Source organism: Pseudoalteromonas sp. SR41-7 (assembly GCF_014163935.1).
GTDB lineage: Bacteria > Pseudomonadota > Gammaproteobacteria > Enterobacterales > Alteromonadaceae > Pseudoalteromonas > Pseudoalteromonas distincta.
In genome coordinates, this window is record NZ_JACJEF010000002.1 from 255,819 (window position 1) to 268,249 (window position 12,431).

General features: G+C 39.9%; 12 protein-coding genes. 9 read left to right on the forward strand and 3 right to left on the reverse strand.

Annotated elements, in window-relative coordinates; all coding sequences use genetic code 11:
- Nucleotides 1-46 precede the first annotated feature (46 nt).
- From H5092_RS03865 to tolC, 3 genes are all read right to left on the reverse strand, one after another.
- Nucleotides 47-619 (reverse strand): toxin co-regulated pilus biosynthesis Q family protein, encoded by a 573-nt coding sequence (locus H5092_RS03865; protein ID WP_002961954.1) that lies wholly within the window; start codon nucleotides 617-619, stop codon nucleotides 47-49.
- A 41-nt stretch (nucleotides 620-660) separates the two neighbouring features.
- Complete coding sequence (lpxL, locus tag H5092_RS03870) at nucleotides 661-1,590, reverse strand: LpxL/LpxP family Kdo(2)-lipid IV(A) lauroyl/palmitoleoyl acyltransferase (protein ID WP_002961955.1); 930 nt, start codon at nucleotides 1,588-1,590, stop codon at nucleotides 661-663.
- Between the two features lie 111 nt (nucleotides 1,591-1,701).
- A complete protein-coding gene (gene tolC / locus H5092_RS03875) occupies nucleotides 1,702-3,057 on the reverse strand; it encodes an outer membrane channel protein TolC (protein WP_002961956.1) in 1,356 nt (451 codons plus the stop codon).
- Between the two features lie 151 nt (nucleotides 3,058-3,208).
- Between tolC and H5092_RS03880 the strand changes: the two genes are divergently transcribed.
- From H5092_RS03880 to rraB, 9 genes are all read left to right on the forward strand, one after another.
- A complete protein-coding gene (locus H5092_RS03880) occupies nucleotides 3,209-3,835 on the forward strand; it encodes an NUDIX domain-containing protein (RefSeq protein WP_002961957.1) in 627 nt (208 codons plus the stop codon).
- Between the two features lie 26 nt (nucleotides 3,836-3,861).
- Nucleotides 3,862-4,320 (forward strand): DUF1249 domain-containing protein, encoded by a 459-nt coding sequence (locus H5092_RS03885; RefSeq protein ID WP_182732933.1) that lies wholly within the window; start codon nucleotides 3,862-3,864, stop codon nucleotides 4,318-4,320.
- On the forward strand, nucleotides 4,307-5,092 hold the full coding sequence (locus H5092_RS03890; protein ID WP_002961959.1) for a metallophosphoesterase: 786 nt from the start codon (nucleotides 4,307-4,309) through the stop codon (nucleotides 5,090-5,092). The genes H5092_RS03885 and H5092_RS03890 overlap by 14 nt, the downstream gene beginning before the upstream one ends.
- Nucleotides 5,077-5,637: a YqiA/YcfP family alpha/beta fold hydrolase gene (locus tag H5092_RS03895; RefSeq protein ID WP_002961960.1), complete on the forward strand. Its 561-nt coding sequence runs from the start codon at nucleotides 5,077-5,079 to the stop codon at nucleotides 5,635-5,637. The genes H5092_RS03890 and H5092_RS03895 overlap by 16 nt, the downstream gene beginning before the upstream one ends.
- Before the next feature lie 107 nt (nucleotides 5,638-5,744).
- Nucleotides 5,745-7,634 carry a DNA topoisomerase IV subunit B gene (gene parE, locus H5092_RS03900; protein WP_002961961.1) on the forward strand — a complete coding sequence of 630 codons (1,890 nt, stop codon included), beginning with the start codon at nucleotides 5,745-5,747 and terminating at the stop codon, nucleotides 7,632-7,634.
- Nucleotides 7,635-7,663: 29 nt separating this feature from the next.
- Complete coding sequence (locus H5092_RS03905) at nucleotides 7,664-8,758, forward strand: sorbosone dehydrogenase family protein (protein WP_024605067.1); 1,095 nt, start codon at nucleotides 7,664-7,666, stop codon at nucleotides 8,756-8,758.
- A gap of 10 nt (nucleotides 8,759-8,768) precedes the next feature.
- Entirely contained in the window at nucleotides 8,769-11,063 is a 2,295-nt protein-coding gene (parC, locus tag H5092_RS03910; RefSeq protein ID WP_024605066.1) for a DNA topoisomerase IV subunit A, read from the forward strand.
- A gap of 162 nt (nucleotides 11,064-11,225) precedes the next feature.
- Entirely contained in the window at nucleotides 11,226-11,939 is a 714-nt protein-coding gene (locus tag H5092_RS03915) for a 1-acylglycerol-3-phosphate O-acyltransferase (protein ID WP_149603218.1), read from the forward strand.
- Complete coding sequence (rraB, locus tag H5092_RS03920; RefSeq protein ID WP_002961968.1) at nucleotides 11,939-12,274, forward strand: ribonuclease E inhibitor RraB; 336 nt, start codon at nucleotides 11,939-11,941, stop codon at nucleotides 12,272-12,274. Before H5092_RS03915 ends, rraB begins: the two co-directional genes overlap by 1 nt.
- Nucleotides 12,275-12,431: the final 157 nt, after the last annotated feature.

Below are 12,431 nucleotides of genomic sequence, written 5' to 3' on the forward strand. Positions count from 1 at the left end.
ACCCAAGCGCTTGCTTGGGTCTATGTACGTGTAAACCCTTAAACCCTTAAACCTTTAGTTTTAAACAGTTTGTACGTACAAATTCTGATGGTAACTCGGTAATAACCGCTGCTCTTTGTTTATGGCAAAAGTAAGTATAAACCTCATGCTCAAAGTCATCATTTATAGCGCGCCCAATTTGGTACAGTGCTGAAGTAAAGTTACTGTCTACTCTAAAATGATCTTTAACTACGTAATCTTTACTTAAGTACCAGTAGAGCTCAATCCCCTCGTTTTTAGCATATTGATTAAGTACATCTTTAAGAGTTGTGCCATTTTCAAAGCGCCTAGGTTCAACTTCTCCAGTCCAATTTGTAGGCATTGGATCTACTGTTCGCGCACGTTCAGCCAATACTCTATCCAAGGTTTGTTCTGGTGTTTTAAGTTTTAAAACAAATTGATCTCGTTCTTTATTACTTTTTACTTGGTTACGAATGGAGGAGTAAAAGCGTGATAATCCTTCGGCGGCTGCATTTTTAGATTTTTTAATATCAAATACAGAACCATCACCCACTAAGAAGTATACGGCGAGTGCTATTAGCACGGCTGCAAATGATAAATGTCTAATCCAAAACCACATGATTATTACCCACCTTATTTGTTCCTATTATTGTTATACCATTACTTTTTGTAAAAAGAAGGGGTATTTTTATCCGGTCGAGTTTTAAAGCGACGGTGTAGCCACATGTATTGCTCTGGTGCTGCATTAACAGATTGTTCCATGCGTTGATTTACACGTGTTACATCAGCCTTATCATCACCACTGGGGAAGTTTTCAAGCTCAGGTACTACCTCTAAATGATACTTTCCATTTTCGTCACGACGCGAGATTAAGCTCATAGTTTCGCAGTTTTTACTGCCAGCAAACATAAGAGTACCTGTTGTCGTTGCTGTGTCAGGGACGGCGTAAAATGGCACAAACTCACAGCGGTTACGGCCGTAATCTTGGTCAGGTAAGTAATAGCATACTTTTTTGTTTTTTAATGATTTTAGTAAACCTTTTACATCTTTTCGGCCAATTAGGTATTCGTTAGAACGAAGGCGGCCATTAGTTGTAAAGTATTCCATTAGAGCGTTGTTGTGAGGGCGGTAAAAGCCTAAACCTTGGCATTTTAATCCCATTACACGACTCGCCATTTCAAGATGCAGAATATGAGGTACAAGTAATAAAACACCTTTACCAGATGCCTGTACGCGCTCAAAGTGTTCCAAACCTTTGATTGAGCCATATACACTTTTTACTCGCCACTGCGGCCACCACCAAGCCATGCCGGTTTCAACCATTGCAATGCCGGTGTTTTCCATATTTTTGAGTACAAGGTCTTTTTGATCTGCTTCGCTCATATCAGGAAAACACAGCTTAATATTTACTTCTGCAATATGGCGACGGCGCTTCATAAATTTATGGACTAAGCGGCCAAGTTGCTTACCCATTGCCAGCTGTAGCTTTTGTGGTAGCCAAGAAATTAAGTATAAAAATAAAACGCCAACCCACGTTAGCCAGTATCGAGGGCCTAAAAAAGATGCTTTAAAAGGAGATGAGGTGACCACAAAAATCTCTCTGAGAATAAAAACGATAGTTTAACGCTAAGCGCTATAAAATACAAAAAGCCAGCTACATGCTGGCTTCGAATAAATCTATATTATGTTTAGCTGTAAAAGTTAAGCTGATTTTAAACCTTGGTTTATAGCAACCAAATCTTCACTTGTTAGTGTACCCGCAGCTTGTTTTAAGCGAAGGGTAGATAACACATAACGGTAACGCACATCAGCAAGGTTACGTTTTGCATCGTATAAATTTTGCGTACTCACTAGTACGTCAACAATGGTACGAGTACCTACTTCAAAACCGGCTTCAGTTGCTTTAAGGGCACTTTGAGCTGAAACAACCGCTTGCTCTAGCGCTTTGTAAGTCGCAATATCTGAAACAACTTGATTATAAGATGTAATTACTGTGCGAGTGACTGCGCGGTAATTTGTTTCATAATCTTGGCTCGCTGATACGTAAAACGCACGCGCTTGGTTAGTTGCAGCAACCGTTGCGCCACCTGAATATAAAGGTACGCTAAAGTTAAGCCCAACAGAACTAGAGTCTGAACGCGGTTGGTCATCAAAATTAGCGCCATTTATTTGAGTGTCTGTAAGAGAGTCACCATAACTTGCACTTAGAGTTAGTTTTGGATAATGACCTGCTTTTGCTAATTCAATTTGATCTTTTGCAATATCAACCGTTACTTTAGAGACTTGTAAGTTGATATTTTTATCTTCAGCTACTTTAACAAAGTCGCTTGAGCGCTTAGTTGGCTTAGTTGTTGAGAAAGTATCTGTATTTAAAAAGTCTAATTTTTCGTGATATTTACCAGTTATCTCACGAAGTTGCTCGCGTGCAGTTTCTACAGCATTACTGGCAATAATTTCTTGGGCTACTGAGTTATCAAACTGAGCTTGTGCTTCGTGTACGTCTGTTATAGCTGTTAAACCTACTGCATAACGTTGTTTTGTTTGCTCAAGTTGACGTGCAATGGCACGTTTTTCAGCTTCGACAAATTCAAGGTTATCACTGGCACTTAATACGTTAAAATAACCTTCAGCAACGCGTACAATTAAATTTTGTTTAGCTGCATCATATAGGCCGCTTGCTTGTAGAGCTTGCTTATCGGCAATATCTAAAGTGTTCCAAGCACCTAAATCAAATAATGTTTGGCTTAAACTTACACCGCGAGAGAATTGGTCTGTATCACTTTCAACTTTTACTTGGTTAGATAAGTCGCCAACGCTTTGGTACGACGTTGCATCGCTTTTCGTATAACCCATAGTTAAACCAATTTGAGGTAATAGTGCACTCATCGCCAAATCGCTTTGGTAAGACTGCGCATCGGCTTGGGCTTTTGCTTTTAAAACAGTAGGATCGTTAGCTGTCGCTATTTCAAAAACTTGTAGTAAATCTTCAGCTTTCACTGCTGTTGCACCTAATGCGCATGATAAACTAACTAGCGCCGCAAGAATGTTCTTTTTCATGTGGGGTTCGGTCCTTAGACAATTTTTGTACTAAAAGCATGTTAACCTGTTTTACTGCATAACAAAAAAAATAATTAGTAAAACAGTATGTTCAAGTGTAACAGAATATATTAACGCATTTTAAAGCTTTAGATAAGTAGGAGGTAGGCACGTGGTTGATAAAAAGCTCGTTCAATTTACACATAAAGATGTAAATTTAAAGCCAATAAAAAACCTTTATAAAGGTTTTTTTCAGGTTGATTTATACCAGTTTGAACATGCTCTTTTTGCGGGTGGAAAATCAGAGCTAATTAGCCGAGAAATATTAGAACGTGGCGATGCAATTGCAGTACTCCCTTATGACCCAATATCAGATACTGTTCTTTTAATTGAGCAAATACGTATTGGCGCTATTAAAAGTAAGCACTCGCCGTGGCTACTAGAATGTATAGCCGGAATGACTGACGGCAGTACGGATTACGAATCAGTTGTAAAAAAAGAAGCGTATGAAGAAGCTGGGCTTGAATTAACTGAACTTGAATTTATGCTTTCATACCTATCAAGCCCTGGTGGTACAACTGAGCGCTTACATTTATATTTAGCGCGTGCTGATTTAAGCCAAGTGAAATCAGGTGTATATGGTCTTGAAACTGAAGGCGAGGATATAAAAACTCATATTTTATCGGTTGATGATGCGCTAATGCGCCTCAATAACGGTGAAATGGATAATGCGGCAACGGTTATTTGTATGCAGTGGCTTGCGCTAAATCGCGAAAAAATGGCAAGCAAATGGGCATAAACTCTTACTAATATTATGGCGGAACTTTGACAGCACAATTAGCAACAAATCGATATATTCAAAGCCTCCCAAAGTATTTAACACTTTGTGAGCATAACTATGTGCGACTATTAAAGTTGTTACCGAGCGAGCGCAATATAGGAAGCATTCGTGAAGTAAAACTTGGCAACAGTGAATTTGCTACAAAAATTGATGGCAGCGCAAAATACACTATGGATATTTCAATTAAGCAGCTAACAGGAATGGTTAAAGGGATAGCGCCGCTGTATTTAACGGCTCGCTTGTATCATGATGCGAAAGTAGCTGAAATTATTAATCACGATTACCATCAACGCATAAAACCATCGTACGGATACCCCAACCCTAAAATGCATCAAAAAGATGAAAAGTATCAACTTAATGCTTTTTTATACGACTGGTTAGTGGCCTGTGTAGAGCACGGGCAAGCAACATTAAATTGGGATGTAAATAATGGCTTGGTTTGATGATACATATACATTTGATAAATCATCTTTGTGCATTGCGCATATTACCGACAGCCATTTATTTGCAGATAAAAATGGTGAATATTTTAATGCAAATACTGCAGCTCATTTTGAACAAGCTTTGGCACACATCGCTGAGCAGCCAGTAGATTGCGTAATTTTTGGTGGTGATTTAACACAAGACCATAGTTTCGAATCGTACTTATTATTTAGTGAACTTATAAATGCCAGTGACATCACTTGCCCTGTATTTTGGGTACCAGGTAATCATGATGAACTAGTAATGCTTAATCGCATAAGTGGCGGAAAAATAAATTCGGCTAAACATATTATTGCTAACGGGGTTGAGCTGCTTCTTATTAATTCTAAAGGGCCCACGCCCGCAGGATGGGTTACTGGCGCGCATTTAGATGAAATAACTGATACTTTAGTCAACTCGAATAATAGTAAAGTTATCTTTTGTCATCATAATCCGCTGCCAATAAATGGCTATCTTGATAAGCACTTATTAGAAAATGGTCCACAGCTTTTAAATATTTTAGTTAATAGTAATAATGTATCTGCGCTTTTTCATGGTCATGTACACAACGATTATGAACAAAACTTTAGAGGCTTGCCTATATATGCAAGTCCTGCCAGTTCAGTCCAGTTTGTAAAATACACTCCAAAGTGGGAGCAAAAAAATGCAGGGCCTGCTTACAGAATGCTAAATATAAAGAGTAAAAAAGATAAAGTCGAAGTAAAAACGGAAGTGGTATGGCTAAGCGCGTAATTTATATTCATGGCTTTAATAGTTCACAAAAATCATATAAAGCTGTGCGCTTTGGTGAGCTTATGGCAAACTATGACGTTGATTATTGTGTACCGAACTTAAACCACGAGCCCCTACAAGCTATAATTGAGCTTGAACAATTACTAACGCCAGATACCGTTTTATTAGGTAGCTCGTTAGGTGGTTTTTTTGCCACGTATTTATCGCAGCGTTATCAAATTCCTGCAGTGGTCATTAATCCCGCGGTCGCACCTTATAATTTATTACAGTCGTTACTTGGGCCTAATTATAATCCGTATCAAGATTATCATTACGATTTAAATAACAGTCATATTGAGGCGCTGAAATTACTCGCTGTAGATAAATTAGCACATCCTGAGTTACTGTATTTATTACAGCAAACAGGCGATGAAGTGTTGAACTTTCAACACGCAGTAAAATATTATTCGCAATGCAAGCAATTGATAGAGTTTGGTGGCGATCATAGCTACGTTGAATTTGAACGCACCTTTGCAAGTATTGTAGATTTTCTTAAAATCACGTAAAACTAGTTAGCCTGAACTGAGGTTAGTTACTATATTAACGCTTTAGCGCATATAACAATAAAACTAGTAAACGTATTAGAGCCTTAGCGGATATAAAGACAAAAACTATGAGTGATCAAAATTATAACGCCGAAGCCATTGAAGTACTTAATGGATTAGATCCGGTAAAACGACGCCCAGGGATGTACACCGATACCGTACGCCCAAACCATTTAGGTCAAGAGGTTATCGATAACAGTGTCGATGAAGCTATGGCGGGTCATGCTACTCGTATTGACGTAATACTCCACGAAGATAACTCGCTCGAAGTGAGCGATGACGGACGTGGTATGCCTATTGATATTCACCCTGAGGAAGGTATCCCAGGGGTTGAACTAATCTTCACTAAGTTACACGCCGGTGGTAAGTTTTCTAATAAAAACTACCAATTTTCGGGTGGTTTACACGGTGTAGGTATTTCTGTAGTAAATGCGTTATCTACCCGTGTAGAAGTAACCGTAAGGCGCGACGCTCAACAATACAGAATGGCATTTGAAAATGGCGATAAAGTAGAAGATTTGAGCGTAATTGGTACTGTTGGTAAGCGCAATACAGGTACCACCGTTCGTTTTTGGGCTGATGTTAGCTACTTTGATTCACCAAACTACTCAATTACCAAACTTAATCATTTATTAAAAGCCAAAGCGGTCTTATGCCCAGGACTGCGTATTAAGTTTGTTAATAAGCAAACGAAAGAAACCAAAGAATGGTTTTACGAAACTGGCTTAAAAGACTACCTAATTGAAGCCGTTAAAGGGTTTGAAACATTACCGCAAGACCCATTTGTAGGTGAATTTAAAAGCTCAATTGAAGGCGCTGATTGGGCTGTTGTATGGCTACCTGAAGGTGGCGAATCAATAGCGGAAAGCTACGTAAATTTAATTCCTACCGCGCAAGGTGGTACACATGTAAATGGTCTGCGCCAAGGCTTGCTTGAAGCAATGCGAGAGTTTTGTGAGTTTAGAAATTTACTACCTCGTGGCGTAAAGCTAACACCGGATGATATTTGGGAGCGTTGTAGTTACGTATTGTCGGTTAAAATGCAAGATCCACAATTTGCAGGGCAAACCAAAGAAAAACTTTCATCACGTTCATGTGCCGCATTTGTATCGGGTGTTGTAAAAGATTCGTTTAGTTTATGGCTAAATGAACATACCGATACCGCAGAATTATTAGCTGAGTTATGTATTTCAAACGCGCAAAGCCGTTTGCGTGCAGCTAAAAAAGTCGTACGTAAACGAGTTACTGCAGGGCCTGCATTACCAGGTAAATTGACCGATTGTAGTGCTGCCGATAATGACCGAACCGAGCTGTTTTTAGTGGAAGGTGATTCTGCTGGTGGTTCTGCTAAACAAGCGCGAGACCGTGAATTTCAGGCAATTATGCCGCTACGTGGTAAAATTTTAAATACCTGGGAAGTAGAGTCGGGGCAAATACTAGCATCACAAGAAGTACATGATATTTCAGTGGCACTGGGTATTGACCCAGAATCAACAGATATGTCGGGACTGCGTTACAATAAGATTTGTATACTGGCCGATGCTGACTCGGATGGATTACACATTGCAACATTGTTATGTGCACTGTTTGTTCGTCATTTTCCAGAATTAGTAAAAACAGGGCATGTGTATGTTGCAATGCCGCCATTATTTAGAATAGATATTGGCAAAGAAGTTTATTACGCCCTAGATGAAGAAGAGAAAACCGCTATTTTGGCGCGCATAGAAGCCGAGAAAAAACGCGGAAAAGTAAACGTACAACGATTCAAAGGTCTGGGTGAAATGAATCCGTTACAGCTTCGTGAAACCACTATGGATCCTAATACACGACGCTTAGTGCAGCTTACGCTTGATGAAGAAGTAGAAACCATGGAAATGATGGATATGCTACTTGCTAAAAAACGATCGCCTGATCGTCGTCAATGGTTAGAAGATCATGGTAACAAGGCGCTCGTTTAATTGCTTGTGCCTAACACTAGGAGAGACGAATGAAAAAATTACTAGGAAGTTTGCTGTTACTTGGGCTGACTAGCGCTCCTGCAATGGCTAAAAATATACTTGATAAGCTCACCGTAGCACCTGGGTTTGAAATTAGTTTATTTGCAAATGATGTAGAAAATGCACGTCAAATAGCCGTTTCAAAAAAAGGTATTGTGTATGTTGGCTCTCGTAAAGCAGGCAACGTATATGCGCTTATTGATCACAATAGCGACGGCGTAGCAGATAAAAAAATTGTTGTGGCTAAAGGCTTAAACATGCCCTCTGGCATAGCAATAAAAGATGGCGATTTATATGTAGGCGAAGTGCATCGTATTATTCGCTTTAAAAATATTGACACCCAATTAAAAGATCCAAAGTTTGATGTGGTCTATAACAAACTACCGAGTGAGCGTCATCATGGTTGGAAATTTTTACGTTTTGCACCAACGGGAGAATTAATCATTCCGGTGGGTGTACCGTGTAATATTTGTGCTGAGGATGAGCGTTTTGGCCGTATTTTTGCGCTTAATGTAGAAACAAAACAAATAAAAACAATAGCCAAAGGCGTGAGAAATACAGTGGGTTTTGATTTTCATCCAGCTACTCAAGCTCTATGGTTTAGTGATAACGGTCGCGACATGATGGGCGATGATATTCCACCTGATGAGCTAAATCGTGCCACACAAGAAGGGGAGCATTTTGGTTTTCCGTATGTTCATGCCGGTGCAATTATTGACCCTGAGTTTGGTGAAGGTAAAAACATTGCCGATTACACATCACCAGCACTTGCACTTCCTGCGCATGTAGCGCCATTAGGTATTCATTTTTATAACGGTAAGCAATTTCCAGCAAGCTATAAGCAACAATTATTTGTTGCTGAACATGGCTCATGGAACCGTTCTAAAAAGTCAGGTTATAAAGTAGGGCTAGCAACAATTGAAGTAGGTCGCGTAACTAAATATACGCCATTTATTACTGGCTTTATGAAAGACGAAACAACATTTGGACGCCCTGTTGCATTTGCAGAATTAGGTGACGGCAGTCTGTTAGTAAGCGATGATTACGCCAACGTAATCTACCGTGTAAGCTATAAGAAAAACTAGGTAAGCTTTAATGAGTGATACAGATACCTTGCTAATGCAAGGAATTGAGCAACAAACAATGGGGCGCTTTACCGAAGACGCCTATTTAAATTATTCCATGTACGTAATTATGGACCGTGCTTTGCCGCATGTAGGTGATGGCTTAAAACCAGTACAGCGTCGTATTATTTATGCGATGAGCGAACTGGGTTTGTCGGCTAATGCCAAGTACAAAAAATCAGCCCGTACAGTGGGTGACGTACTTGGTAAGTACCATCCACACGGCGACAGTGCATGTTACGAAGCTATGGTATTAATGGCGCAGCCGTTTTCTTATCGCTACCCTTTAGTAGATGGACAAGGAAACTGGGGTGCGGCAGATGACCCTAAATCGTTTGCAGCAATGCGTTATACAGAAGCGCGTTTATCTAAGTTTTCTGAAGTACTGCTAAAAGAGCTTGGCCAAGGCACTGTTGATTGGACACCAAACTTTGATGGCACAATGGATGAACCTGTTGTACTGCCTTCTCGTTTACCGCATATTTTACTCAACGGTATAACGGGTATTGCCGTAGGTATGGCAACTGATATTCCGCCACATAACGTACGTGAAGTGGCTAGCGCATGTTGTTTATTACTTGATAAACCAAAAACAGAGCTTGAAGAATTACTTGAGCTTGTACATGCACCAGATTACCCAACAGATGCTGAAATAATTACCCCAAAAGCCGATATTCATAAAATATATAAAACCGGTCGTGGGTCTATCAAAATGCGTGCGGTTTACACCGAAGAGCATGGCGATATTGTCATTACAGCACTGCCGCATCAATGTTCTGGTGGTAAAGTGCTTGAGCAAATTGCAGCGCAAATGAACGCTAAAAAATTACCAATGATTGCCGATTTACGTGACGAGTCAGATCACGAAAATCCGACACGCATTGTAATTATCCCGCGCTCAAACCGCATTAAAGCTGAGCCATTAATGGCTCATTTATTTGCAACCACCGATCTTGAAAAAAACTACCGCGTAAACTTAAACATGTTAGGCCTAGATGGTCGCCCGCAAGTTAAAGACTTACGCTGTATTTTAAGTGAGTGGCTAACATTTAGACGCGAAACAGTGCGTCGTCGTTTACAGTATCGTTTAGATAAAGTATTAGCGCGCCTACATATTTTAGAGGGTTTATTAGCCGCCTTTTTAAATATTGATGAAGTAATTGAAATCATCCGCAGCGAAGATAAACCAAAGCCTGTATTAATGGAGCGCTTTGATTTAACCGATACGCAAGCAGAAGCAATTTTAGAATTAAAACTTCGTCATTTAGCAAAACTTGAAGAGTTTAAAATTCGTGGTGAGCAAGATGAACTAGCCAAAGAGCGTGATAAATTAGCGCAAATTTTGGGTTCTGAGCGTCGTATGTCGACACTGCTTAAAAAAGAAATTCAAGAAGCCGCTGAAATGTACGGTGACGATCGCCGCTCACCAGTGATTGAGCGCTCAGAAGCAAAAGCACTTAACGAAAAAGATTTAATTCCGTCAGAGTCAGTTACTGTTGTGCTATCAGACAAAGGCTGGGCACGCGTTGGTAAAGGTCATGACTTAGATGTACAAGGCTTAAATTATCGCTCAGGTGACGGCTTTAGAGCCTCTGCTCGTGGTAAGAGTAATCAACCTGCGGTATTTTTAGATTCAGCAGGGCGGGCGTTTGCAACTGATGCGCACAGTCTACCTTCGGCGCGTAGCCAAGGGGAGCCAATGACAGGTCGTTTTAACTTAACACCAGGCGCTAATTTTGAGCACGTGGTAATGAGTGAAGACGAGCAAGTATTGCTTATGGCGTCAGATGCAGGTTACGGCTTTATTACCGACTTTAAAGACTTAGTGAGTAAAAATAAAAACGGTAAAGCGCTGGTAAGTGTCCCTAAAGGTGGAATATTACTTTCTCCTATTAGAGTGAACGATGTTGCTAGCGATTACTGTATGGCTATTTCTAACGAAGGTCGAATGCTTTTATTCCCGCTGCGAGACTTACCAAAGTTAGGCAAAGGTAAAGGTAATAAAATCATCTCTATACCAGGTGCTAAAGTACAAGCCCGTGAAGAGTTTGTAAAAGTGCTTGCTGTTGTGCCACAAGGAAGCAGTGTTACGCTTCATGCTGGTAAGCGTAAACTAACGCTTAAACCATCTGATTTAGAGCATTATCATGGTGAGCGAGGGCGTAGGGGTAATAAACTACCGCGCGGCTTACAGCGTGTTGACGAAGCCGTTGTTGAGCTAACCCCACAAGATGATGAACCAATAGAAGCCATTAACGAAGAGTAACCAATTACTTTTTTGTATAAATAAAAACGGTCTGCATTTGCAGGCCGTTTTTGTTTTAAAGTAAAGAGCTTGCATATTTCAGCGTACACTTGTGCGCTATTGACTCGTCTGTGTCACAAAATAACGCTATAATAATCATAATTGATCTTTGGAGAAACTCATTTGCTAGCTGTTATACGCGTTTTTATTATGCTGATGTTTATATTATTCAGTTGTATTTTTGGTTTATTACTTTCGATTGTAAGACCATTTCATCCCAATAATGTACATATTATAGCGGGCTGGTTTGGCTCAATGGCTAAAATGATTGGCGTTAAATTAGTTTTAACACGTCATAAAGATGCAATTGATGCAGGCCCTGCAGTTTATGTTGCTAATCATCAAAATAGCTACGACTTATTTACAGTGCCTGCAATGGTGCCTAAAAACTGCGTAAGTTTGGGGAAAAAGAGCTTAAAGTGGATCCCATTTTTCGGTCAGCTTTATTGGTTGTCGGGTAATATATTAATAGACAGATCGAATCGCTCCAAAGCAGCGGGAACTATCTCCAAAGCAGCCGAAAAAATTAAAAATAATGGCTTATCTGTATGGATGTTTCCAGAAGGCACACGAAGCTATGGAAGAGGGTTGCTACCGTTCAAAACAGGTGCTTTTCACACCGCAATGAGCGCAGATGTACCCATAATTCCGGTATGTATGAATACAACACATAAAACCATTAAGCTAAATCGTTGGGATAATGGTACAATTTACATCGAAATGTTAGCGCCTATACCGCTTGATAAAGAAATTAGCGCGCGTGAGCATGCTAAAAGCGTGCATAGCATTATGGCTGCTAAAATAACTGAATTAGATGCTCAAGTGAGAGAAAAATAATGGAAAACTGGCGTGAAATAAGTGAAGACATCGTAAGTTCACTACTAGAAGATGGATCAGATCCTGAAATACTTTATGAAGTAGAACACCATTTTGTGTGTGAAGACTTCCCTAAACTAGAGCAAGCTGCATTGGCTGCTTTTAAATTAGGCTACGATGTTGAAGAGCCAGCAGAGCTTGAGCTTGAAGATGGCAGTAAAATTTGGAGCTTTGACATTGTAGTTGAAGCTGAGCTAGACGTAGACGTTATTATGGAAGACGTTGATAAGCTAGCGCAACTAGCCGTTGAGTGCGATGTTGAATACGACGGTTGGGGCACTTACTTTCAAGAGTAATTAATTACCCAGCATTAGAAAAATAGTAAAGGCGAGCATTTAACAATGCTCGCCTTTTTTTAGTTTTACTCCCTGTTTAAGCTTTAAATACACTCATTAGCCTCTATATAAATCAAAAATGTACATTACCAATTTAAATCTGGTTATTACCAATTTG